The 24,857-nt window shown below is 42.5% G+C and carries 19 protein-coding genes; 8 read left to right on the forward strand and 11 right to left on the reverse strand.

The genetic code is table 11. The features are described 5' to 3' along the window. Nucleotides 1–946: 946 nt before the first annotated feature. Nucleotides 947–1,123 carry a hypothetical protein gene (locus CDC37_RS06140; protein ID WP_231943233.1) on the forward strand — a complete coding sequence of 59 codons (177 nt, stop codon included), beginning with the start codon at nucleotides 947–949 and terminating at the stop codon, nucleotides 1,121–1,123. A gap of 29 nt (nucleotides 1,124–1,152) precedes the next feature. On the opposite strand, the gene murI is transcribed toward CDC37_RS06140, so the two are convergent. Together murI and CDC37_RS06150 are read right to left on the reverse strand one after the other, a co-directional pair. After that, the gene (gene murI, locus CDC37_RS06145; protein ID WP_096620965.1) at nucleotides 1,153–2,079 is read right to left on the reverse strand and encodes a glutamate racemase; all 927 of its coding nucleotides are present in this window, start codon (nucleotides 2,077–2,079) and stop codon (nucleotides 1,153–1,155) included. A gap of 232 nt (nucleotides 2,080–2,311) precedes the next feature. After that, nucleotides 2,312–4,207, reverse strand: a complete 1,896-nt coding sequence (locus tag CDC37_RS06150; protein ID WP_096620966.1) for an N-acetylmuramoyl-L-alanine amidase — start codon at nucleotides 4,205–4,207, stop codon at nucleotides 2,312–2,314. A 405-nt stretch (nucleotides 4,208–4,612) separates the two neighbouring features. On the opposite strand from CDC37_RS06150, the gene CDC37_RS06160 reads away from it, so the two are divergent. Continuing rightward, entirely contained in the window at nucleotides 4,613–4,816 is a 204-nt protein-coding gene (locus CDC37_RS06160) for a hypothetical protein (RefSeq protein ID WP_157780666.1), read from the forward strand. Nucleotides 4,817–5,153: 337 nt separating this feature from the next. On the opposite strand, the gene CDC37_RS06165 is transcribed toward CDC37_RS06160, so the two are convergent. From CDC37_RS06165 to CDC37_RS06175, 3 genes are all read right to left on the reverse strand, one after another. Next, on the reverse strand, nucleotides 5,154–6,515 hold the full coding sequence (locus CDC37_RS06165; protein ID WP_096620969.1) for an ABC transporter substrate-binding protein: 1,362 nt from the start codon (nucleotides 6,513–6,515) through the stop codon (nucleotides 5,154–5,156). A gap of 249 nt (nucleotides 6,516–6,764) precedes the next feature. Next, on the reverse strand, nucleotides 6,765–7,496 hold the full coding sequence (locus CDC37_RS06170; RefSeq protein ID WP_096620970.1) for an ROK family protein: 732 nt from the start codon (nucleotides 7,494–7,496) through the stop codon (nucleotides 6,765–6,767). 244 nt (nucleotides 7,497–7,740) lie between these two features. Then, entirely contained in the window at nucleotides 7,741–9,585 is a 1,845-nt protein-coding gene (locus CDC37_RS06175) for a TolC family protein (protein ID WP_096620971.1), read from the reverse strand. A 1,111-nt stretch (nucleotides 9,586–10,696) separates the two neighbouring features. Here CDC37_RS06175 and CDC37_RS06180 point away from each other — a divergent pair. After that, on the forward strand, nucleotides 10,697–11,557 hold the full coding sequence (locus tag CDC37_RS06180) for a tetratricopeptide repeat protein (protein ID WP_096620972.1): 861 nt from the start codon (nucleotides 10,697–10,699) through the stop codon (nucleotides 11,555–11,557). Nucleotides 11,558–11,667: 110 nt separating this feature from the next. Here the strand turns inward: CDC37_RS06180 and CDC37_RS06185 are convergent, their stop codons facing one another. Next, nucleotides 11,668–12,063: a response regulator gene (locus CDC37_RS06185; protein ID WP_096620973.1), complete on the reverse strand. Its 396-nt coding sequence runs from the start codon at nucleotides 12,061–12,063 to the stop codon at nucleotides 11,668–11,670. A gap of 720 nt (nucleotides 12,064–12,783) precedes the next feature. On the opposite strand from CDC37_RS06185, the gene gyrA reads away from it, so the two are divergent. Both gyrA and CDC37_RS06195 read left to right on the forward strand, forming a co-directional pair. Further along, a complete protein-coding gene (gyrA, locus tag CDC37_RS06190) occupies nucleotides 12,784–15,294 on the forward strand; it encodes a DNA gyrase subunit A (RefSeq protein WP_096620974.1) in 2,511 nt (836 codons plus the stop codon). Between the two features lie 852 nt (nucleotides 15,295–16,146). Continuing rightward, complete coding sequence (locus CDC37_RS06195; RefSeq protein ID WP_096620975.1) at nucleotides 16,147–17,175, forward strand: glycosyltransferase family 4 protein; 1,029 nt, start codon at nucleotides 16,147–16,149, stop codon at nucleotides 17,173–17,175. Nucleotides 17,176–17,482: 307 nt separating this feature from the next. On the opposite strand, the gene CDC37_RS06200 is transcribed toward CDC37_RS06195, so the two are convergent. Then, nucleotides 17,483–17,815, reverse strand: a complete 333-nt coding sequence (locus CDC37_RS06200; RefSeq protein WP_096625956.1) for a XisI protein — start codon at nucleotides 17,813–17,815, stop codon at nucleotides 17,483–17,485. A gap of 172 nt (nucleotides 17,816–17,987) precedes the next feature. On the opposite strand from CDC37_RS06200, the gene CDC37_RS06205 reads away from it, so the two are divergent. Further along, complete coding sequence (locus tag CDC37_RS06205; RefSeq protein ID WP_096620976.1) at nucleotides 17,988–19,070, forward strand: glycosyltransferase family 4 protein; 1,083 nt, start codon at nucleotides 17,988–17,990, stop codon at nucleotides 19,068–19,070. Nucleotides 19,071–19,275: 205 nt separating this feature from the next. Here the strand turns inward: CDC37_RS06205 and CDC37_RS06210 are convergent, their stop codons facing one another. Then, nucleotides 19,276–19,485 (reverse strand): hypothetical protein, encoded by a 210-nt coding sequence (locus tag CDC37_RS06210; protein ID WP_096620977.1) that lies wholly within the window; start codon nucleotides 19,483–19,485, stop codon nucleotides 19,276–19,278. A gap of 358 nt (nucleotides 19,486–19,843) precedes the next feature. On the opposite strand from CDC37_RS06210, the gene CDC37_RS06215 reads away from it, so the two are divergent. Further along, nucleotides 19,844–22,162, forward strand: a complete 2,319-nt coding sequence (locus tag CDC37_RS06215) for an amylo-alpha-1,6-glucosidase (protein WP_096620978.1) — start codon at nucleotides 19,844–19,846, stop codon at nucleotides 22,160–22,162. A 184-nt stretch (nucleotides 22,163–22,346) separates the two neighbouring features. On the opposite strand, the gene CDC37_RS06220 is transcribed toward CDC37_RS06215, so the two are convergent. Beyond that, nucleotides 22,347–22,658, reverse strand: coding sequence for a DUF2973 domain-containing protein (locus tag CDC37_RS06220; protein WP_096620979.1), 312 nt, complete (start codon nucleotides 22,656–22,658; stop codon nucleotides 22,347–22,349). Nucleotides 22,659–22,943: 285 nt separating this feature from the next. Then, the gene (locus CDC37_RS06225) at nucleotides 22,944–23,261 is read right to left on the reverse strand and encodes a DUF2605 domain-containing protein (RefSeq protein ID WP_096620980.1); all 318 of its coding nucleotides are present in this window, start codon (nucleotides 23,259–23,261) and stop codon (nucleotides 22,944–22,946) included. Nucleotides 23,262–23,705: 444 nt separating this feature from the next. Here CDC37_RS06225 and CDC37_RS06230 point away from each other — a divergent pair, with 444 nt between their 5' ends. Next, nucleotides 23,706–24,194, forward strand: a complete 489-nt coding sequence (locus CDC37_RS06230) for a GNAT family N-acetyltransferase (RefSeq protein WP_231943234.1) — start codon at nucleotides 23,706–23,708, stop codon at nucleotides 24,192–24,194. Nucleotides 24,195–24,288: 94 nt separating this feature from the next. On the opposite strand, the gene CDC37_RS06235 is transcribed toward CDC37_RS06230, so the two are convergent. Continuing rightward, nucleotides 24,289–24,537, reverse strand: coding sequence for a hypothetical protein (locus tag CDC37_RS06235; RefSeq protein ID WP_330220833.1), 249 nt, complete (start codon nucleotides 24,535–24,537; stop codon nucleotides 24,289–24,291). Between the last annotated feature and the right edge of the window lie 320 nt (nucleotides 24,538–24,857).

A 24,857-nucleotide genomic window follows, 5' to 3' on the forward strand; every position in this document is an offset into this window, starting at 1 on the left:
TAATGTTTTGGTCGATTTCATGTATCATTTGATCAACACATCTGCTGGCAACGATTCCCCCTCTTCATTTTTTGTAGTCTCCATCAGAACAAATAATTTTTTCCCAAAATTGGCCTGAAATACTGGGAATTTTGTGTTAGTCTATATATAGTAAAGAAATTTATTTTTTGAATATAAATTCTTGGAGGAGATAGACTGTTTAGCGACAGTTTTTGACTTCCGAGAATCCAGAGATGGTGTCTTAGATACATGTCTGGTAGTTAAATGCTCTTGTAGCGAATCAGTAAGAGACTAGCTAAAAGGTAACTATAGGTACTTTGGCAGGTAAATCTGTATTACCTGTCTAGGTTTGCAAGCGAATCGAGGCAAATGTTGAGTTTCGCTGGATAGGGTGAGCAAGTCTGTTAGGGATGGTTGTTTAACCTTATCAGCAGGAAGTTTGCTTGTCTTGGAATATGTCTTGCCAAAGTATTTTTAGGATCTTTGGTCAGTTGAGGAGTTAACTGCATATTCAAGATGTTCAAGGTTAGGACTTGAGGTGAGTAGTCAGCCGGTTTTTGATTTGAGGTTCATTCATTCAAGATGAATTTAGTCATTGAAAGAATCTGTGACGGGATGGCATCAAGTCTACCGAAGATTCAACTGGCAAAACTGAGAATCGAAAACTTTTTGGTCGAGAGCGAATAGTTAGTTTATAACCATTTGCGATTGATTGAGGTATGACGTAAAGTCCGCCTACAGTAGAAAACTGAATAAGTAGAATGGGCATCGTCAATTTCGGTGCGGTTTAATTTGGGTTGAGTTGGAATCAGACTACACCATATTCGTCGGTGTGAACGTAGTAGGTTTTTGCAGGCTTGAGCGTGCAGAAGTACTTTTGCGCGTACAAACTTGTGGGTTGGTCGATAAACTTTTGGGTCGAGAGATGGTTGGTGGAAAAATGCCTATGATGACTTTTATTTTAGCTTCGGGATACCTATTTGTTGTGTACTTATTGTTGGCATTGGCAAAACGAGGTACAAGCAAAATACCTCCGCGTCAAACTCAATCAATTTCTAGTGATGAGTTGGCAGCAGAGGTATCGATGAATGGAAATATTACGGAGATTGTGAGTGGTCAATAAAACTCACAATTTAGGTTCACAATTTGGTTTCAAGATGGAGAAATATCTGTGGTGGCTGTTGACGATTGACCGTTGACAGCCAACTGCATATCTGGGTGAGTGGTTGGGGAGATGACATGTGGGAATTGGATGGATTCGACAGTGGGGGTATGGCCTAACCAATTAAAAGCAGATTGGGCAAATTCTTGGGGACAGCCACTGACAACAAATCGAGTTGGCATGGGTGGATAGTTATTACGTAATCCCAGTAACTCTAGTTCTTGGGTGCAAGCACTGACAACATGTTGTGCCGGATTTACCAGACGAACTCGTTCCGGAAGTAGCGATCGCAGGATTGGTTCCAAGTGGGGATAATGGGTACAACCGTAGACCAGGGTATCAATTTCTGCTTCGAGAAGGGGTTCAAGGTAGGAACGAGCTACCGCAAGGGTGTAGGGGTCGTGGATGCGGTTTTGTTCGATTAGGGGTACAAATTCTGGACAACCGACCTGCCACACCTGGATATCGGGATTAATTTCCTGGATAGCTTGTTTATAGGCATTACTTTTAGCAGTTGCGGGGGTAGCAATTACACCGATACGGGAGCCGGCTTGAACAGCAGCCCTAGCCCCTGGTAAAATTACGCCGAGGATGGGAAAATTGAATTCCTGACGTACAGTATCCAAAGCCAAAGCCGAGCTAGTATTGCAAGCCATGATGGTCATTTTTACCCCTTGGGCTTGCATCCAAGTGAGAATTTCCCGATTAAACTGGCAAATCTCGGCAGGAGTCCGAATTCCGTAGGGAAGTCTGGCTGTGTCGCCGAGATAGATAATTGATTCATGGGGAAGTTGGCGGTAGAGTTCCCGTAATACCGTTAATCCCCCCACACCACTATCAAAAACACCAATGGGAGCGCGTTGAGGTTCGCGCGCAAAGGTTTGCAGATTAGCTTCAAAAATTGCAGATGGAAGCACAGGCCAGAGTTGATAATTAGTTTTTTTGGATTATATGATACGCTTTTAATTTTTGCAGCCTGTGTAAAACTATTCCCTGTACAGACGACCCGACGGGTCGTCTGTACCCACTCCCTATCCCCTACCCCCACGCTTCAGACTTTTTCCGCAGACCCTAATTATTAAATTTGATTACCCTAATCCAAAATCCAAAATCCAAAATCCAAAATCAAATGGTGATAACCTAAAATTATTAGCGACCGAGATACTGGAGAATACCACGAGCGATCGCCTCACCCATTTGTCGTTGGAATACGGGGTTACGTAATCTGGCCGCATCTCCTGCACCTGTGACAAAGCCCGTCTCTACTAAAATAGATGGCATGGAACTGCGACGCAACACATAAAAACGGGCTTTACGCACTTTCCGGTCAGGAACATCTACACTGCGAAGAATGCTAGCATGGACGACTTGGGCTAATCGTAATCCACTTTCGTAATAGTAGGTTTCTAACCCGTTTACATCTGGACGGCTAGCACCAGCAGAATTGGCGTGGATGCTCACAAATACACTTGCCCTAGCTTGTTCTGCCATGTCTACCCGTCCCTGTAAACTGACAAAATAATCCGCATTCCGAGCCATTACTACTTGAATACCATTTTGTTCTAGTACCTGGGCGATTCGTTGGGAAATAGGCAGAATTACATCCTTTTCCCGCAATCCACCGATACCAATTGCCCCTGGATCTTGACCACCGTGACCGGGGTCAATAAATACCACTGGACGGGAATTTGGTGTGGGTCGAGGTACGGGGGTGGGATTGGGGAGCGTGGGTCGGTCGGGTATTTCGGGAGTGGGTGCGGGGTTGGGACGGGGGAGGGGAGGTAAAACTACGGGAGGTGTAATCGGTGAGGAATCCCGTCTTAATTCTAGTGCTAATAACTGTCCGCTAAGTTGATTCAACTGACCGATTTGCACCCTTGCAGCTGGTTGCACCAGGACAACTACACTTTGGGAATCTTTAAGTTCTTGGAGACGGACTCGCAGAACAGGACTATTACCATCCAGTTGGGGTCCCCTAACGGAAGGTGCAAGTTTGGCGTTGGGGATAGTCACCTGAAACATGGCCGAAGACCGATCCCAACCGCTAGTTGCTCGCACACCTTTATTAGCACGAATTAGCAACTGATTGGCGGTGGCATTGAAATCAATCGACTCGATGGTGGCAATTCCCTCACGGGGGGAGGGATTAGGTGTTGAATCTGAAGGGTTACTAGGACGTTCGTTCGAGATACTACCTAAGCGGTCAGGAAGGAGGATAATACCATTATTACCACTGCGAGAAGCCTGCCAATTGGGAGCATCTCGATCCACATTCAGGGATATACGGACGATGGGGGGATTGCTTTCCAACTCGGTGAACCTGACTTGACTGACACCAAAACGATTCACATTTATTTCCGGATTACCGAGATTGGGAGAAATGGATGCATTGGTAACATCAATATTAATTGTTCTGCGATCGCTACTACGATTTACCCTTAATAATGGATTACCAGTGCCACTAGTACGGACAAATAAGCCATCTCCAGTAATTCGTAAATCATCAACTTGGGTTGCTCCCCTAACTCCACTAGCAATTGGTCTGGTTGAACTAGTGGGGTTATTACTGGAATTACCGGCGCTTGGTGGTCTATCCCGGTTGACCACACCGTAAATAGTTTCTGGATTATTGCTGCTATTGCCAGTTTGTCTTTGGGGGGATGGTAATTTAACTATCCAATAGCTTGTGGTTCTACCTTCAAATTGAACTTGTTGGGGGTCAAGGGTATAACCGGGAGCAACTTCCACTACAATTCGTGCAGTCGAAGGGTCAAACTGACCAACACGCACTGCACGGAAGGAACCACTCAGGGTTTGTTGGGTTTGTGGTCTACCAAAATTGATTCCTGGTAAATCAATGACTAATCTGGTGGGATTAAATACTAACTGAGCCTGTGGTTGTACGGCTCCCTCAGTGCGAATTTCTAATTGATTGGTATTGGGGTCAAACCGCCAAGACTGTAACCTTGCAGCCTGTGCTGGTGACGCGAGCATGAAGACCGGAACTATAATTAGACTGCCAGGTAGTAACCAGTGTATTTTCACAATGTTTTCTCCTGATTGATTGTTGTGGGAGCTTTAAATATATATAAACAATGACAAATCCTCATGCAGTCACCGACAAAGCTGGTACTGACAAATTTCGGGCGGAAAACACCGTAAATAAGGATTTTTCGGACTTCGCATCGATACCGATACCCCATACCTCTTGACATGGAACTTCTATGACACTGCTTGTAGCGTCACATGCTAACACGGCTATGACCATTTTTTCATGATTTTGTGACATGAAAAGTAGGAGGTTGAGCATTTTGCTCCTAGCAACCAAGGGATGGCAGAATTAACAATAACTGTCAATACCCTTTGGTAACACTTGAGATGTTTGGAGATGTATAGGGGTAGTTGACCCGGAAGACGATGCACAGAGATTTTCCCTAAGTGATAGTGCAAATGCGATACACCCCTAAATTAGGTAAAATCAATGGCGATGATAACTCGATACTTTTGGCGATCGCCACTCTAAATTTCACTCTGGGAAAGGGAATTTCCAAATTATCTACGATTCAAATTCCAGAAAACGTGGTAAATGAACTGTGTGTGAATGAAAGTACATGTTCCTCAAAAGTTACATTTCCTGTGGACGATAATTTATAATTAATGGTTTCCATTTGATTCCTCCGAATCCCAGTGATTAGGAGGATTCATCTGATGTAATTTATGTCAATATACGCAATTTATCCGGCAACTGATAAGATTTATTCAATACATGTATCTAAGAAAATATTTAGTAAATATCAGGTGGTTCAACTGTCTTCCTCAATTCATTCTCAGCCAAATCATCTGTTTCAGGATAAATATTGATTTAAGAGACTTCCGAAAAATAGAATATCCTGTGTTTTGGGTATCTTGCCCGAAAATTGGATAATTATTAAATTGGATTACCCAAATCTGGTAGGTAGAGACGACCCGACGGGTCGTCTCTACTCATTGCTCATGACTGAAAAATCAAATCCAGTCGCTGCTGGGAAGCTTTCAGAGCTTGGGAGGGTGTGGTTTTGCCTAAAATGACACTTTCAATGGCACGACCGATATTTTCCGAAACCCGATTATAACCTGGGAAAATGGGACGGCTACGTCCATATTGAGCTTGTTGGAGAAATACTTTGACTGCTGGCTGTTTTTGGGTAAATTCGATGTATTTAGGGTTTTCTCTGGCTTTGAGGTTGATTGGTAAATAACCTGTTCCTAGAGCTAATTCGGTTTGAAATTCTTGACTGAGGGTATATTCGGCAAAAGTAAAGGCTGCTTGTTGACGCTGGGGATTAGTTTTAAATAAGTATAAATTTTCACCACCAATACTAGTTGCGGGACGTTTGTCCATCGGGATGGGAAACACACCAAAATCAATTCCCTGGGATTGCATTTCTCCTAGTGTCCAGGGTCCGGTGATTTGCATAGCAACCTTTCCCGCGACAAATGCATCGGTTTCGTAACCCCGTTCGGGTCCCGATAGTTGAACGGAACCATCATTGATGAGATTACGCCAAAACTCTAATGCTGCGATCGCTCCCTGATTATTTTCCAGTTGCACACCTGCGGCTGTGTTGATGTTTTCCGGAACTAATTCTCCTCCCCCTGACCAGAGAAATGGCAACCAGGTGAATACGGTAAATTCCCCTTTTCCCAAGGGCAGAAACATTCCGTGTTGATCGATTCTGCCATCCCCATCTAAATCCCTGGTCAATTTTTTGGCGACTTCACGAAATTCACTCCAGATTTTGGGTAATTCCTGAATACCTGCGGCTTGAAATAAACTGGGACGATAAAATATTCCCACATTATTAGTCGCAAAAGGTACTGACCAAATTTTCCCCTGATAGGTCATGGACTCAAACAGAGCTGGGTCAATTTCGGATTTCACGGGCGATTTTGCCAGCATTTCGTCCAGGGGGATGAGGGCATTTAATTCTACTAACTGGCCGCCAATGGTAGGATTATACCAAAGTAAATCTGGGGGGGCATTACCCACAACTGCCGCTAAAATTTTTGGCATCTGTTGGTCTTGTTGGCCAACATATAATGATTCTACGAAGATATCAGGATGGGTTTGATTAAATTTGTCGATTAATTTATTGACCACATCCCGGTTGGGGGGCGGATTTACACCATGCCAAAAGGTTAATTTAATGACTTTGCTGTTGGATATTTGGCTAGAAGATTGACAGCCTGCAATAATTACTAAACTTAGTCCAAATAGGATGATTAATCTCAATTTTGTTCGGATATGTCGCCACTGCTTTGTTAATAAAGTCGAGATATATCTCCTGATGTCTATCAAGTGGTTTTGTTTCATACTTGATTAAGTACATTTTTGATGAGCTGATAACCCCAGCTTATCAGGGTGATAGGGAATAGGTGCAATTAAATATAAATAAAACGTTCTACCGTGTATCCACTAGGTTGATATCTATTTTCAACACCATCAATCAGTAGGTAGTGCAGTTAAACATAAAACCACAATGTAACCAATCATTGGGCGTAGAGACGGGATATATCGCGTCTCTCAACAATCCTCCATGTAAGATTTTACAGATGACTCAAATTAAATCTTAATCTGGGGAATATGTTGCCAATCATACCATAGGGCGATACCCCCCAATAATCCGGTGACATTGGGAATTAACTTGATATTGGGTGGTAAGTTTAAATTGATGCGTTTTGCTTCACCACCACCGATGTAAAGGTAATCGTAGTTAAATAAATGCTGCAAAGATGCGATCGCTTTTTTGACTCGATTATTCCATTTTTTCTCGCCGATGTCTTCTAGGGTAGAACGTCCGAGTTGTTCTTCGTAGGTTTCTCCTTTGCGAAAGGGATGATGACCCATCTCCAAGTTCGGTACTAATTTACCGTCAATAAATAAAGCCGAACCAAATCCTGTACCGAGTGTAATTACTAACTCCACACCCCGTCCAGCAATGGCTCCTAACCCCTGCATATCTGCATCGTTAATTACACGCACGGGTTTATTTAGGTGTTGAGTTAAACTTGTAGCTAAATCAAAACCGATCCATTCTGGGTGTAAATTGGCTGCGGTTTCTGTGACACCGGAACGGACAACACCAGGAAAACCGACGGATACCCGCTCAAACTCACCTGCTTGGGCTGCCAAATTCACAATCTCTGCGATAATTGATGTGGGTGTGCCAACGGAGGGAGTATTTACCCGCAGGCGATCGCTAATCGGATTTCCCTGTTGATTTAATATCATTACTTTTACTCCGCTCCCACCGATATCTACTGATAGGGTACGGATGTTATTAGATTCTGTCATTTTTCGGTGATTGCTCTAACATTCCTCCAGTATAAATTATTTAATAATTTAATTTGATCTATAGCAATCCGATTGAAGTAGTGACTGTTAAGCGTCAACTGTCAACCGTTAACAAACCCTACATGTAAGATTTCACAAATCTCGCTCGGACTGCGGTAGTACTCCACCATACTAAGTTTTCAGGGGTTTATAGTAGTGGCTTTAGCCTCGAAATATTTCAAGTGCAAAGAAATGTTAGTTTCTATTATTTGCTAACCGTTCCCACGGCTCTTTCCAGGTTAGCAAAAGCACGATTATAGTCAAGAATCGCTGTAATCCGATTACCTTCAGCACGGGTGAGGTCATTTTCAGCCGAGATGACATCCGTTTGTGTACCGACACCAGCTTGAAACCGTAACCGTGCTAATCGCAGAGCTTCCTTTGCTTGTTCTAGAGCAAGAGTAGCAGTTTGCACATTTTCCTGGCTAGATTGCAACTGGGAGTAAAATTGCTCCACTTCAAAGCGGATTTGGTCTCGCTGGGAAGCAAAATTCGTTTCTGCGATCGCCATATCGGTTTTGGCTTGATTGGCTCTGGCTTTAGCTGCACCTCCGTCGTATAAATTTAAACTAGCTCTCACTCCAATAGAGTAACCATCGGTGACACTAATATCATCGTTATACTGGTCTAACAGGTCATAGGTAGCGACAAAATCAACTTGGGGACCTTTAGCCGATAAAGCTTGACGACGGCGTTGTTGGGCGATATTTCGCTCTGCCAGACGTTGTTGCAATTCGGAGCGCCGCTCAAAGGCTTGGATGATAGTTGGTTCTAGTGGGGCATCCCACAATCCAGCGATTTTAACAGGTTCCGCGGTTACAATATTGACATTACTCGGTAAACTTAATAACGTTGCTAACCGACGACGAGCGATACTCTGTTGGGAAAGAGCATTAGTGACATCCTGTTGCGCATTAGCTAAATTAACCTGCGATCGCAAAACATCAAAGCGAGTACCAACACCAGCTTGTTCTAAAGCTTGAGCATCCCGCAAACTCGCTTGAGCATTTTCCACAGCTGACTTACTAATGCGCACCTGTTCATCGGCTGCTTGTAAATCGTAATATCGTAGCGTTGTATTTAAACGTAGGGTTTGATATTTAGCTTCCACATCTAATTTATCAACCCGTAATCTTTCCTCGGCTTCCCGTACCGTTGCACTCCGTCTACCGCTCGTAAAAATACTGTAGCGCAACTCGGCTTGTCCGGTGAATTGGGTGACAGCTTCATCAGTGTTGGGAGGAGCGACACCCTTTTCCACAGCTAATTGGTCGCTTGCAGAGCGGGTATTTTCAATTACACCATTAATATTCACCTTGGGATACCATTCAGCCTGTGCTTCCCGAAGAACAGCTTGACTACGTTTGACTCTGAGTAACGCAGATTGAAACTCTGGATTATTTTGTTTGGCAATTTCCAGAGCTTGTTCCAGGGTTAAGCTTTGTAATTCCGTTTTGGGAGGGTGGGGGGTTGGAGGATGTTCTGGTGATTGATTCTTCACAGGAATTACTGCTGGTGAAGTTTTTCCTGGGTCAGAATTTATCGAAGGTTGGGGGAATCCAGAAGCAGGTGACTGGGGAGGAATCCCTTCTGGTGGATAATTGGGGAGTTGGGAGTCAGAGTGTTTCGGTAAATTTTTGCTCGGCGTAGTATCGTTGCGAATATACTTGTAGATATTTTGTTCGGAATTATTGGTATCATCGGAATCAGGACGCACAAACTCCATACTCCGTCCCGAAGTTTCAGAACTATGGACTTGAGCTAATGGGGTTGGTGGAGATGGAGATTTAATTACAGGTTGGGTAGAGAATACACCGTTAGTCTGAGTACTTAAACCACGGGGTGATACAATTAAATCAGCCGCAGAACCGGAAGCCTGCGCTAAAAGCTTGCTCTTGTTGTGATTGAGGATAGCCCTCTGCTGCTGTAACCAACTAGGACGAGAATTTTCCTCACTGCGAGCAGAAGCCGGAAAGAAAATAGTAATTGCGATCGCAACCCAAGAAGAATGTAGAAGAAATCTATATAAATTCATAAAATTTTTAGTCATCAGTCAGTTAACAGTTATCAGCTAGCAATTAACATGCATTTCCACCGACAAGCTATGGTGAGTAAAAATGAGTTTTGCTTTCTTGGTGAAGGGGTAAATATAGCAATCCGATTTCCATTCCCAAAATATGTATGATGGCTGTTGAGAGTGAATCGCTGACAGTCAAACAATTTTGGATTATCCCAAGGAAGATTTGAAATTTCCGGAATGTTATGATGGATTTGGCAGTAACACTTATCCCGCATTTCTCACAAAACCCTAAAACCCACAGGGAATAGGGAGTAGGGAGTAGTCAGAAAATCAATCCGTTACTCAAGACTTACAACTTACTCGTGAGAAATCCAGGTTATGACGTAGAACACCAGCTTGGGAAGAAATAGCTATTCAATTGTTAACTGTGCCTATTTTCGAGAAAATTTGCTGTTCACTATTAACTTTCCTCCCATAGTCAGAAAATTATCAAGGGCACAAAAATCAGATATTATACAGCAATCCTATTTTTTAAGTCGTGAGAAATAGCGTGCCGTTGACTGATGACTGGTGACTGTTAACCGTCAACTGTCAAACGTTAACAACCCTACACGTAAGATTTCACAAATCCCGCTCGGACTGCTGTAGTTTTCGTCAACTGTTTTATATTTTCACCTGTGCAGATTTATTTTTTCCTGAAATAAAATCTCAAAAAATATCAAAAATATCAAAGATATTCAGGATGATTGCGTTGAAAAAGATTGTATAAGTAGGTGGGTGGTAAAAATTGTCGTTGAGATCAGGGAGTACAGACGCGATATATCGCGTCTGTACAGGGAGTAGAGATGACCCGACGGGTCGTCTCTACTTCCTAAATTACTAATATTCGATAAGTACCAAAATTGTCGGGTAGGGAGTATTGGATAAATGATAATTCATGTCCAAATTCAGAAACGTAGCATTGCTAGGTCTCTACGCTTCCAATTCCTTTTCGGTCAACGATTGTTGAATAACTGTTAACTAATAGCAATCTTGCCGTCTATTATGGTAACTTCAACGACAAATTGCTGTCGTAACCGGATTAGATGGTTTAAGCTAGCTGAAGGATGATTATTTTATTTTTGTGAGTAGAGATAGTAGCGTGCTGAAAAAACTAAGTTTCGTAAGATTATTAGTAATCTGTAGTGTGTGGTGGACAATTCCCAATCCTGTGTTGGCACAAGCACTGCTACCCCATACATTACAACTGGATACAGCCAAGCTAGAAAAACAAGGTTTGAGTTTGGCTCAAGAAGCTGCTTCCTTGGCACAATTTCAACAGTATGAATTAGCCCTACCCCGCGCTCGTTTAGCGGTTCAACTTGCACCAAATAACGATCGAGTTTGGTTTTTGCTCGGTAGTATACATATGCAAACAAAGGATTTTACCAATGCCTTGAGCGCATTACAACGAGCACAAACCCTCAATCCCAAAAACCATCAAGTTCAGTTTGCCCTGGGTTCCCTACACTTTCAGCAAGAAAAATACCAAACTGCGCTGACCTATTACCAAGCAGGTTTACGCCTACAACCTAACGATGCAAACGGTTTATTTGACTTAGGTAACACCTATTACATGCTAAACCGTTACCAAGATGCGATCGCCCAATATCGAAAATCCATCGCTCAAAATGCCAAATTTTGGCCAGCCATCAATAACATTGGTCTAGTTTTATACGAACAGGGTGATATTCAAGGAGCAATCAAAAAGTGGCAGGAATCCATCGCCATTGACAAACGGGCTGCCGAACCGATGTTAGCCCTTGCAGTTGCTAATTATATCAAAGGCGATCGCCAACAAAGTATTGTCATGGGAGAGCAAGCATTAAAAATTGATGCTCGCTATGGTGATTTAGATTTCCTCAAACAAAACCTGTGGGGACAAAAATTACTTGGCCATGCCAAACAGTTTCTTTCCCTACCTCGAATCCAAGCTGCTTTAGAAGCTGGAAACCGACAATAGGATTTTAGATTTTGGATTACCCTGGGGTCGATCTGCTACGGGTCTATGGATTGGAGATTACTTAAACCGTTAACCGATTTTTCCTGTCTCCTGATGACCGTATTCTTGAATCACTCATCCAACAATGCCTTAATTTGGTCAACAAATTGTTGGTGATCAACAACGGGTTTAGAAATATATCCATCAGCTCCACTTTGTTGGAGAAAATTTTCGCGATCGCCTTCCATTGCGTGGGCTGTAACTAAAATAATTGGTAGGGATGCTGTTTGCGGATCAGCTTTCAGTATTTGGGTAATTTTGATACCGTCTACTTGCTTACCTTGATAGACACTACGGGAGAGGGAGACATCCATCAAAATGATGTCAGCACCTCCTGAGTGGGCAATTTCCATGACTTCATCCACATTTTCCGTATGTTTGACGTTTAAGCCTCCGCGCTTGGTTAGTATTTTTGAGAAAACGCGGGCATTAATCAGGTCATCTTCAACGATTAAAACTGTTTTCATGGGAATTTCAGTTATAGGGGTGAGGGAGATAGGGGTTTATATACATACAAGGTTTAACCTTTATGGATACATAAACTCATACCTATCTTCGTCATCAAGGATAATACTACTGCCTTTTCTTAATTTTGATCTCAGAAATACCTATTTTTTCCATTCATGGGGTGGGTAGGAAGTTAGAGATGCGACATGTCGCGTTTGCACAGGCTAACCGTTAACCGTTGACTGTTAACAAACTAAAAGGGGAATATATCACCCTGTGAAGTATACAGGGCTAGTTTGCGACAAGGCTAAGGGTATGCCGAGATAATGGCTATTCCCTATTCCCCGCTCCCTGCTCCCTCATCAAATACCAAGTCTTGATAATTTCAAATTATTAGTTTAAAGTCTAAAATCTAAAATCAAAGCGTTATATCCACTCACTTGCAGACGATTTATTTGGTAAATCCATTTAAAATCTGTATAAACTAGTAGTCTACCAAGTCAACTTTACTGAGTAATTATATTTACTACTCCCTGTTCCCTACTTCCTCTCCCACTCGTCGATTATGGGTTGCCTTGACGCACCTTAACAAAACTGGATAATTCCAGAGATTTGGGGGCTTTAACTGCTGACGTTGGTACAAACATGTTATTTTCTGTTTAGTTGCAAGTTGTCAACCCCTAACTAACTTGTCAACGATTACGGCGTTTCTTTCTATTTCACATTTTAGGTAATCACTCATGGCAAAACAGTTAAACCTTATCCCTTCGGGTCAGGTCATCACCACTGCGCTGCATACGGAGATGCAACGTTCATATTTAGAGTATGCCATGAGTGTCATTGTTGGTCGGGCTTTACCGGACGTACGCGATGGCTTGAAACCTGTACACCGACGCATTTTATATGCGATGCATGAGTTGGGGTTGACACCTGATCGTCCCTATCGTAAGTGTGCGCGGGTGGTGGGGGATGTTCTCGGTAAATACCATCCCCACGGCGACCAAGCAGTATATGATGCCTTGGTGCGGTTAGTCCAGGATTTTTCTAGTCGTTATCCCTTGTTGGGGGGACACGGAAATTTCGGTAGTGTGGATAATGACCCACCAGCGGCGATGCGTTATACGGAAACCCGGTTAGCACCTGTTAGCCATGAGGGGATGTTGGCGGAGATTGGTGAAGAGACCGTCGAATTTATCCCGAATTTTGATAATTCCCAGCAGGAACCGACCGTATTACCTGCCCAATTACCATTTTTGTTATTGAATGGTTGTACGGGGATTGCGGTGGGGATGGCGACAAATGTCCCCCCCCATAATTTAGGGGAAATTGTTGATGGTTTGGTGGCTTTAATTGATAATCCGGAGTTAAGTGACGACAAGTTATTTGAGTTAATTCCCGGACCTGATTTTCCCACTGGGGGAGAAATTGTCGGTGATGGCGGTATTCGTGACGCTTATCGGACTGGACGTGGTAGTATTACTTTGCGCGGGATTGCCCAGATTGAGGAAATTGCTGGGAGTCGGGGTAGTAAACGGCGAACCGCGATTGTGGTGACAGAATTGCCCTACCAGGTGAATAAGGCTGGTTGGATTGAAAAAGTTGCTGATTTGGTCAATCAGGGACGATTAGTGGGAATTTCCGATATTCGGGATGAAAGCGATCGCGAAGGAATGCGGGTTGTGGTGGAACTCAAACGCGATACTAACCCGGATGAGGTTTTACACCATCTTTACCAACAAACCGCTCTCCAGGTGAATTTTGGGGCAATTTTATTGGCGTTGGTGGATGGACAACCCCGTCAGTTAAGTTTGCGGGAGTTATTACAGGAATTTTTAAATTTCCGGGAAGCCACCTTAAATCGTCGTTATCGCTACGAGTTAGGCAAGGCGGAAAACCGTTTACATTTGCTGGAAGGGTTACTAACGGCGTTAAAAAATGTGGATCGATTAATCGAGATTTTGCGGCAATCGGCCGATGGTAGTTCCGCCAAAATCACCCTGCAAAACGAATTACAATTAAGCGAAACCCAAGCTGATGCCATTTTAGCAATGCCCATGCGACGCTTAACCGGGATGGAACAACAAAACCTACAACGGGAAGCCGCAGAATTGGCAACACAAATTGATCTACTCAGAAGATTATTGAGCGATCGCAAGGAGTTACTCAAATCCCTGAAAAAGGATTTACGTAACCTCAAACGTAAATTTGGCGACGAACGTCGTACCCGAATTAATTTGGATGTCACCCCCAGTCGTGTCCAGCCAAAGTCCAGCAAATCGGATGATTCCCAACCAGCCCCCACTAGCACCCCCAGCTATTTTGAATCCGCCCCTGAAGATGTAGTATTAGAATTTACCCATCGCGGATATGTTCGTCGCCTATCACCCAACCGCAAATCGAAAACCGAACCCCTCAGCGAAAATGATGCCATTATCCAAACCATCGCGACAGCAACTGACAAAGAATTAATTATCATCACCAATGGAGGAAAAGCTTACCCGTTAAAAGTTGCCGAAATCCCCCCCTCCACAGGTCGCAATTCTCGCGGAACTCCCCTAGTCACCTTGTTAAGTAGTACAGTCCAGGAATCCCAGGAAACCATCCTTACCCGATTTTTGCTACCAGACAATGCCGAAACCCAAACCATGATTTTGGCCACCAAACAGGGTCGCATTAAACGTATTAGTCTCGCGGAACTGACTAGTTTAAGCAAACGGGGAATCACCCTCATCAAGCTGAAAGACGAAGACGAATTAATCAGCACCCAATTTGTATCCAGTAACATGCAACTAATTCTAGCCAGTTCCAGTGGTCGCATGTTACGCATGACCATCCACGATGATGAATTACCCATTATGGGACGGAATGCTATTGGAGTACAGGGTCTGCGACTTGGGAAACAACAACATTTAGTCGGTTGTATTGCGATTAATCCCCAACAATCCATCCTCCTAGTTACCGAAGAAGGGCAAGCCAAAAATATCCCGGTTCTGCAAATCCCCATTTCCCAACGGGGTAGTCTGGGTGCGCAAATTCTCAGATTCAACAAAACGGACTATTTAGCAGGAATTATTCCTAGTAATTTCAGGGAAATTGCCCTCATCAGCAATCAGCAACGTCTGATACGGATGGAAACTGTATCTATCCCTGTTACAAATAAGGATGCTAAAGGTCAACCCATTACCGAACTCAATCGTGACGAACGCATTACCAGCATAATTGGTCTAGCTTCATCCACATCGACAACTTAGGCACAAGGTACAGAGCCTAGACTCTACCTCTACATTCTTCAACCCAACCTACCCAATAATCAGGCTTTTAAGTCTAACTGAACTGTATTGATTTTTAGACATTTTTAGACATTTTGCGATCGCCAAACCCTCCTTTGTAAGTTCAACGAATGCAAAACATTAATTTTGAAATGTGAGAAAAGGCACGTAGTTAAGCCTTTAGCACAGCAACTTTTAATACATCCCCTGAGAAACCCAACTTTTTTTGCAAAAAATCATTTTTATGCAATTACTATTTATTTCCTGGGATAGATGTATTTACACGAACATTATTAAACACAAGATAAGTTTAAATATTTCAGTTCTGAAACTGTAGCATTTTGGAAAAAATATGACATCTTGTATCAGTTAATTGGCGAATTATGACTTTATAATACATTCGCGTGATTATCATGTGATAAAATTTAATATTAGGTCAAATTAAATCAAAAAATCCTCAATTAACACTGGGATTAAATCAGCCAATCCATTGTGGTGACAGGCTTTGACTTAACTTGCCTCAAGTTGATTGATTTTTTTCAACTTGCTAATTATTAACTAACTTGAGAAACAAATTCAACGGAAATCACATTTCCTAATTAATTAGTAAAAAACACTACTAATGATTATCTAAATAATTTCCGATTAAATCGAAAATTAGGTAATTACCAGCCTACGAGCTTACGTAAAAACCGAAATTATCAAGTGAGTTAATAGTGATGATTCCTGCGCAGTGTATTAACCATGTTTTGTCAAGGTAATTAAATTGAACAAATTGCCAAATCACACAGAGACAAGGGAAATACAACTAGCGTTTACCCGTTTAGGTGAAACATGAGAATTGCTCTAATTTCTCCGTTGTGGGAGCGTGTTCCTCCCTTTCGATATGGTGGCATTGAATTAGTTGTCAAGTTGTTGACAGATGAACTAGTGCGACGTGGACATGAGGTGACATTATTTGCGTCGGGTGATTCTATCACCTCCGCAAAATTAGTATCAGTTCATGACAAAGCACTACGACTTGATCGCAGTATTGTGGAACCAGGTGTATACGAACATCTAATTTTGTCGGAATTGTTTCATAATACGGATAGATTTGATATCATTCATTCCCATTTTGGTTTTGGGGCGCTTTCCTTTGCGGAATTAGTCAAAACTCCTACTGTACATACATTACATGGTGCTTTTACCCCAGAGAACCAAAAAATTTGGAATTATTTCCCGAACCAGCCCTTAATTAGTATTAGCAATGCTCAACGGGAACCTTGTCCCCATTTAAATTACATTCACACCGTATATAACGGGATTGATACATCGGTGTATGAATATAATCCCAATCCCGAAGGTTCTCCCTATTTAGCTTTCGTCGGTCGCATATCTCCAGAAAAAGGACCCATCGGAGCGATTGAGGTCGCAAAAGCAACTGGTTTACCCTTGAAAATGGCAGGTAAGGTGGATGCGGTAGACCGTAAATACTACCAAGAACAGGTAGAACCATTAATCGATGGCGAACAGATTCAGTATTTGGGTGAAGTGTCCCATGAGGAAAAGGTAAAAATTTTAGCAGGTGCAACCCTAACTTTATTTCCGATTACTTGGCGAGAACCCTTTGGTTTAGTGATGATTGAATCAATGGCTACAGGAACCCCAGTCTTGGGAATGAATATGGGTTCCGTCCCGGAAGTGATTGCGGATGGGGAAACGGGTTTTGTGTGTAATTCCCTTGCGGAAATGATTGAGGTGGTTCCGAATGCAACTAAATTAGACCGTCAAACCTGTCGTGAGTATGTGGTTAGTCGTTTTAGTGTGGAAAGTATGACTGACGAGTATGAAAAGGCATACGCGAGGGTTTTAGGGTCTTGATTGCTGGTAATCTGCCGTTCTTTTGAACTAAGGTATAAATAACTTTAACACTGAGGAAGACACAATTTATCCGAGTGTCTTTTTTTATCTCTTTGCTAGATGCGGAGAGGAAGTCCGTAGAGACTACCCGTCGGGTCGTCTGTACAGGGAATAGGGAGAGACGCGATATATCGCGTCTGTAGGGGAGTAAGGCTTTGAGCCAAATGATCGGTTACGTTGCGGTTTTATGTTTAATTGCACCTACCTAACTTAATTTATTTATTTATTTTTATTTATTTTAATTTTATTTATTTTGATTCTGGTCTGGTCAATTAGTTGCAAACTCCGTAAATTGACGCATATAAGGAGAGTGAAACGCCAAAACAATATCTTCTTTTGGTACACCCAATTCTAAAAGTTGTGTTGCCATCCCCATCTCTGTGCCATCATGCTGAATCCAGATTTTGCCATCTTTTATGTCAAGGTGCAGACTGCATCCATGAGTTCGGCGATTTCCACGCCAACCTGTATGTAGCAAGAGGTAATGGTCACGTTCTGTATCTAAAATAGCTTGTGTTTCTACTCCTTCCTGTGATAAACCACTCTTTGAGCCTTCTAGAATTAACTGCTGAATAATTTGACGATACTGCTCTACAGCTATTGAATAATTACCCCCTGTTCGTGTCAAGTTCGGTTTATCTGACTCCAGGGGTAGTGGTAATTGGTGTTTACAAATTCACTGATAATTGCGTAAATTTTAAACAAAACCTTAAAGAATGCGAATTCTAAGTATAAATAATTCTTCGACCTAATTTTCCAACTGAGAGAATTATATGCGAATAGCTCAAATTGCTCCTTTATGGGAAAGAGTACCTCCTCCAGCTTATGGTGGTACGGAGTTAGTTGTGGGTTTATTAACAGAGGAGTTAGTCAAACGGGGTCATGAGGTGACGCTGTTTGCATCCGGAGATTCCATTTCTAAGGCGAAGTTAGAATCAGTTTGTCCGCAAGCGATACGTTTAGACCCCACCATCAAGGAATACGCTGCTTATGAAGCGTTGCAGTTAAGTCGTGTATTTGGAAGTTCCCAGGAATTTGATATCATCCATTCCCATGTGGGTTATCCAGCTTTGATGTACGGTAATTTTTCTGCCACCCCAATAGTACATACTTTACATGGGATATTTACTAAAGATAACGAACAAGTTTTTGCAACCCATCGTCAGCAACCTTTTGTCAGTATATCCCATGCCCAACGGGAACCGAGATTAGGATTAAATTACGTTGCCACGGTTTACAATGGAATTGATGTCGATCAACATCGTTTTTATCCCCAACCGCAAAAGCCAGAGTATTTAGCCTTTTTAGGACGGATGTCCCCGGAAAAGGGTCCCCACATTGCTATTGAAATAGCCAAACGGGTAGGTATACCGCTAAAAATGGCTGGGAAGGTCGATCCGGTGGATGTGGAGTATTTCGAGAGTCAAATCAAACCCCATATTGATGGTCAACACATAGAGTTTTTAGGGGAAGCAACCCATACCCAGAAAAATCAACTACTGGGTGGAGCGGTGGCGATGTTATTTCCGATTACTTGGCGGGAACCCTTTGGGTTAGTGATGGTGGAATCGATGGCTGCTGGTACTCCCGTATTAGCAAGACCCTTGGGTTCAGTTCCGGAAGTGATTAGAGATGGTCAGACTGGGTTTATATGCGATCGCGTGGAGGATTTCGTCAAGGCGATCGCGCGTTTGTCAGAAATTGACCGTCATGCTTGTCGTCGTCATGTGTTGGAAAATTTTAGTGTCACTAGTATGGTGGATGGTTATGAAGCGGTTTACCGTCAATTGCTAGAACGGAAATTTGCCCAAAATGGTCACTTACATCATAGTCGCGATCGCGTCATTGCTGTCTAGTTTGTAAATAGGGAGTGGGGAGTAGGGAGTAGAGACGACCCGTTGGGTTGTCTCCAGGGGAGCAGGAATGAGGTATTTTCTTGTTTGGTTGTGTCTAAAGGACATGGGGGACTAATATCGATTCTCTTGTAATTTGAAATAAATGAAACTAGAATAATCAACGGTTACAGCCCCTGATATGTAGCGTAAACGATGTAATACCATTTCACTCCAATTTTGATGCATTATCTTCCCCTGTATGCGAAAGCTCCCCATCAGGTATCAACTCCAAAATGATTTTTTCCCACTCCCCCATATCAAAGCGACAATGTTGCGTCTTTCCTTGAGGAAAAGAAAAATTATTCCCAAATTGGTTGCACCCGATATTAATCAATATCGGGTTTTTGCTTAATAGCCGACTATCTTCAAAATCCATGTCAGTTTATTTTAGTTCTGTGTGAAAATAACACAGACGCGCGATGAACGGCTTGTTCCAGGGAAGGGGGATTTATACTTGTTGATTTCACTTTTAGGCAATTAATTGTGATGTTTAATACACAAGCTTGGAAAAATTAATATCACATGCGATCGCATTGCGCGTAATTCCTCTACAATCCCACCAATCACCATCTCTTTGTAGCTTGTCTACATGGAAATTTGCTGGTGTAAATATCGATTCTGCCCCAATCTAAGAGATATTAGACAATGGGAAAATTGATAATTAATCGTGTCATTATTTCCTGCTGACACGTTCACATCCACGAAAACTAGACCTGTAAACCGAAAATTAACTGATGACACCGGAAATAAAAATGACACCGGAAAAAATTATCCTAGATGGCAAAACCTTCGTTCCCGCAGAGCAACTACCTATTCCTGAATGGCCTTGTGTCATCAGTGAAAAACCCCAACCGACCCTGACGATCAAAGATGATGATTTATTTTTAGTCACGGATACATTAGGTAATATTGCTGGATGTTCCCTCGATAACGGCAATCCCAGCTTGGGTTTATTTTGTTCGGATACCCGCTTTCTCAATCGCCTCGAATTGCAAATCGACGGACACTCACCAGTATTACTTAGCAGTACCGCAGACCGAGGTTTTGCTTTATCCGTTTTGTGTACTAATCCTCGGGTTGAAGACCGTTTACGAGCAGATACGGTGGGAATTCGTCGCGAATTAGTCCTCAATGGCGCTCTATTTGAAGAATTAGAAATATCTAACTATAGTACAACTACCGTTAGTTTTGAAATTACAATTAGCTTTGATGGGGATTTTGCCGATTTATTCGAGGTGCGGGGACACGAACGGAGTCAACGGGGACGCTTACTGCGAGCGATTGAACCATCCTTAAATTTAGAACCCCTATTGGAACAAAACGGTAATGGGGACGGTCACGGTCATGACGGGTTATACCTACATACCCATCCTCCGGATAATGAAGTTGATAAGCAACTAATTCTTGCCTACCAAGGATTAGATGGGATGGTAATGGAATCACGGATTCAATTTCAGCACCGTCAACCGGATTGTTTTAAAGGATACACGGCAATTTGGCGGTTGGAATTAGCTTCCCATGAAACCCAAAAACTCGGTTATCGCATCAATTTGTTAACCAATAATAAACCCAGTTCTACCGTCAGTGCAGCAACTACCCTCTCCCAAGCAAAAGCCGCAGAATCGATGGAGGAGCAACACTGGGTGCAACAAATTACCCGGATTCGCGCGGATAAAAGTATTTTCAACCGGATTATCGAACGCGCAGAACAGGATATGTATTTGCTACGGCAATCCTTTGGTAAGCGCAAAACCGTATCTGCTGGTGTACCTTGGTTTTCCACTCTGTTTGGTCGGGATGCATTAATTACCGCCTCCCAAACCCTGATGTTAAACCCACAAATCGGTAAGGAAACCCTATTTTTACTCGCTGCCTATCAAGGTAAAAATTACGACGAGTGGCGAGAGGAGGAACCGGGAAAAATCCTCCACGAAATTCGCTTAGGGGAATTGGCTCGGTGTAAAGAGATACCCCATACTCCCTACTACGGGACAGTGGATGCCACTCCTTTGTGGTTAATGCTATATGCCAATTATTATGCCTGGACCCATGATAGTGAAACCCTGGAACAACTGTGGGATAATGCCTGTTCGGCGATGGATTGGATTGACCGCAACATGAAGGATACAGGTTATCTCTCCTATCATCGAAAATCAAAGTTAGGGTTAGCCAACCAAGGCTGGAAGGATTCGGGAGACTGTATCGTTAATCGCAAGGGTGAGTTAGCAACTGGTCCTATTAGTTTATGTGAAGTGCAGGCATACGTTTACACAGCGAAGTTGCGTTTAGCAGAAATTGCCAGGATGAAAAAGCGCATAGACTTGGCTGACCGTTGGCAAGATGAAGCTCGTCAGCTAAAAACCAGGTTTAACCGCGATTTTTGGATGGAAGACCAGGATTTTTGCGCTTTAGCTCTTGATGGTGATGGCAATCAGGTAGATAGTATTACTTCTAACCCTGGTCACTGTCTGCAATTAGGTATTTTTACACCAGAACGGGCCTACAGTGTAGCTGAAAGATTACGGGCACCGGATTTATTCAACGGATGGGGTATTCGCACCCTCAGTAGCCTTTCACCTGCCTATAATCCAATGGGATACCATATCGGCTCCGTCTGGCCCCATGATAACGCAATTATTGCGATGGGACTGCGATCGCTCGGTTTAATTGACCAAGCTTTAGAATTGTTCCAAGGTTTATTCGATATGACCAGTCTCCAACCCTATCAACGTCCCCCAGAATTATTTTGCGGTTACGAACGCAATGGAGAGGACGCACCAGTCCAATACCCAGTTGCTTGTTCTCCTCAAGCTTGGGCTACTGGAAGCATTTTCCAGCTTTTACAAATGGTGGTGAATTTAGTTCCCGATGCGCCGAATAACTGTTTACGGATTATCGACCCAGCCTTACCAGAATCAATTAATCAGCTGTCTATCCACAATTTACGTGTCGGACCAACAATTCTTGACCTCGAATTTGAACGTTCCGGTAGTACCACCGCTTGCCGTGTTGCCAAAAAACGCGGCAATTTACGGGTCGTGATTGAAGCGTGATCCGATTTTGGATTTTGGATTTTGGATTTTGGATTTTTAATTTCAGCTAACACCCCATAGATAAATCTAGGAGTTTGAAATCATGGATCTACCCATTTTTGGCATTGAAATCAAAAACTTAAAACCCATATAAATTAACGATTAAATTGATTAATTGGTAATTACGAATTACGAATTCTATTAATTAACCTTCTTCCCGTTTTTCACTATGATAACTGGGAGAAGACTCATACAACGCATCTAACTGTTGACGTGCATCTTCCACATTCACCGAACGCATCACTAATAACGGCTCACGAATCACGTTTCCCATTTCGTCTAGTAATTCTGGGTGGGGTATGTTAACCCGTCGCGATGTTGGATACCCGCTACCTGGTGTTGTCCTTGTCCGCGCTGGTTCCTGTTCAAAACCAAACATGATTAAATTCCGAATCAAATTAGCTACGGCTATGACAGCTAATATGGTAAAAGCCGATATATAAAGTAGGTGTAGCATTGGGTTCCTCCAAAAGCCGCGGTGTTGGTTAAAGTCTTTAGTCGGTATTTTTGAGTTATCAGCAAAGCTAAAACTGTAATCTAATCTGGTGAAAGCTGCTGTGGAAAAACAACAATCAACCTCAATTTGTATTTAAAAATTTTTGATCCCCTGTACTAAGGGTCGAGCCAATCAACACAAATAGGGGGAAAAATTAGATTCTTTTAACATTTCCATTCTATCGGATTCATTTTCCTCTGTTCAAGAGAATTTACTCCAACCTTCACAATCAATAACATCAATCAACTAAGCTTGCGTTTGGGAACGATGGCGAATTGCTACACCCCAACACTCATGCACAAGGCGATGCCACGGCATTACTGTCTCTAGGTCAATCCCCACTTTTCCATCTGCAACTGCAAATAGCATTTTCGCAGTGCTTACTTCCGCTTGCGCTTGTTTTACCCTTGTTAGTAGGTCGGCTTGCTCTTCATCGCTCATAAAACTTAACCTTTCGGTTTCCAATAGGTTTTGCGATCGCCCAAACCAATACTGAAAATCCTCTAACAACGGTGATAATACGCTTTTCAGTAACTCTGACTCTGGTAAGTTTGCATCTGGCATATTTCCAAAAGGATACTTCTTAATATCCGATAATTTTTAACTTTGTTTACGAATCTTAACATACTTTTCTGTTTTGATACCAAATATTTAGGGGAGAATGTATTCGAGTATACAAAATATTATAATCAGGTTAAAAAGATTTTGAGTAGGGGTATTTATCAATTGCTTGCATAATCAAGTTTAGGGGTAAGAAGGGGAAGTATGGGGTTAAAAGAAATGGGGATGCAAGGGAATTCTCATAATTTTAACTTTCGTTGGGATGAAAAATGAGAGAACCGGGGTTGGTGGTAAGCAAAAATTACCATGAAAATTTTATATTTTGGAGTAATCCGGCGAAGTAAAATAGGGTGTGTAGTTTTTATGACAAAGTAGTCGGCATCATCAAACAGATACAATTGATCTGTTTGTGTTTTTGAGAGTTCAGTGAACAGAGTGAATTAGAAATTGAGCGAACAACTAATACCTGGGTATAATCTGCGTCGCGGATCAACTTCGGAGCGAGCGCTGCTGGTAAAGTTTATGCAGCAAACTTATCAAGATATTTTTCCAGGGTTAATATTTTCCCACTTAAGGCAAACGGTTGACTACTACCTATCGGTAGATACTCCCATTTGGTGGGTAGATTGGGTGGACAATCCAGAACCAGTTCCATCCCCGGTTGGTTGTTTATGGATGGGGAATGCAATTGATCAACTAACAGGTAAGAGACACACCCATATATTTTTGTTATACGTAGCTCCAGCCCATCGTCGTCAAGGAATTGGTACAGCCTTGATGGAGTTTGCACAAAAGTGGTCAAAGAATCGTGGAGACCATCAGATCGGTTTGCAGGTATTCTTATCTAATCAGCCAGCATTGGATATGTATAGAAAGCTTGGGTTTCAAACTCAATCCTTGTGGATGGTTAAGTCTTTGGATGATGGGGAGACTTAGGGATTTTGGATTCTGGATTTTGGATTGTTCAGGGAAAGGTATTAATTCTGCATTTCTCATAAAACGCGAAAACTGACAGGGAACAGTATTTGTATCAACTAAGGCTGGTTTCATTATTTCTTCTTCCCGCAAAAGCCTGTTGACGACGGGTAGTGATTTCCTCGCTGAAATCAGAAAATAGTTCATTAGGCATATCGTCCCAACAGCCTGCAAACTGCATAATCTGTTCGCGTGTGCTTTGAGAGGCTTCGACACCGACTCGAAAATAATGGATAAAATTATATACTTCTTCCAGCTTTTCTTCAGGAATGAGATTAATTTCTGTCAGAAGTTTGGTACGCAAATTTGATGGTTTCATATTTTTCTCGTAGGATGTTGTGTGTCAGCTGATATTGATTTGAGTTGAATTAGCATCACAGTTGTATTGGATAGTGGGCGATCGCACCAGTTTTCCCTAGGAATCGCCTAACATCCATTGAATTTATCTCGCTGAATACAGAGGAAATGGGGAATAGCTAGAGACGGGACATGTGGCTTCTTTAGGGAGTGTTTGCTTGTGTCCCAAAGACATGGGGACTGTTAAGAAAATTGCAATGGGTATTCCTTCATACCATTTCACTCAAATTTTGATACACTTTCTTCCCCTGCTCCCCGTCAGGTATC

It is taken from the genome of Calothrix sp. NIES-3974, assembly GCF_002368395.1.
GTDB lineage: Bacteria > Cyanobacteriota > Cyanobacteriia > Cyanobacteriales > Nostocaceae > NIES-3974.

Excerpts from the sequence above, each read along its gene's own strand:
- CDC37_RS06140 (WP_231943233.1), top strand. The coding sequence starts at position 947 with ATGATGACTTTTATTTTAGCTTCGGGATACCTATTTGTTGTGTACTTA.
- CDC37_RS06160 (WP_157780666.1), top strand. The coding sequence starts at position 4,613 with ATGCGATACACCCCTAAATTAGGTAAAATCAATGGCGATGATAACTCG.
- CDC37_RS06165 (WP_096620969.1), bottom strand. The coding sequence starts at position 6,515 with ATGAAACAAAACCACTTGATAGACATCAGGAGATATATCTCGACTTTA.
- CDC37_RS06170 (WP_096620970.1), bottom strand. The coding sequence starts at position 7,496 with ATGACAGAATCTAATAACATCCGTACCCTATCAGTAGATATCGGTGGG.
- CDC37_RS06175 (WP_096620971.1), bottom strand. The coding sequence starts at position 9,585 with ATGACTAAAAATTTTATGAATTTATATAGATTTCTTCTACATTCTTCT.
- CDC37_RS06185 (WP_096620973.1), bottom strand. The coding sequence starts at position 12,063 with ATGAAAACAGTTTTAATCGTTGAAGATGACCTGATTAATGCCCGCGTT.
- gyrA (WP_096620974.1), top strand. The coding sequence starts at position 12,784 with ATGGCAAAACAGTTAAACCTTATCCCTTCGGGTCAGGTCATCACCACT.
- CDC37_RS06195 (WP_096620975.1), top strand. The coding sequence starts at position 16,147 with ATGAGAATTGCTCTAATTTCTCCGTTGTGGGAGCGTGTTCCTCCCTTT.
- CDC37_RS06205 (WP_096620976.1), top strand. The coding sequence starts at position 17,988 with ATGCGAATAGCTCAAATTGCTCCTTTATGGGAAAGAGTACCTCCTCCA.
- CDC37_RS06210 (WP_096620977.1), bottom strand. The coding sequence starts at position 19,485 with ATGGATTTTGAAGATAGTCGGCTATTAAGCAAAAACCCGATATTGATT.
- CDC37_RS06215 (WP_096620978.1), top strand. The coding sequence starts at position 19,844 with ATGACACCGGAAATAAAAATGACACCGGAAAAAATTATCCTAGATGGC.
- CDC37_RS06220 (WP_096620979.1), bottom strand. The coding sequence starts at position 22,658 with ATGCTACACCTACTTTATATATCGGCTTTTACCATATTAGCTGTCATA.
- CDC37_RS06225 (WP_096620980.1), bottom strand. The coding sequence starts at position 23,261 with ATGCCAGATGCAAACTTACCAGAGTCAGAGTTACTGAAAAGCGTATTA.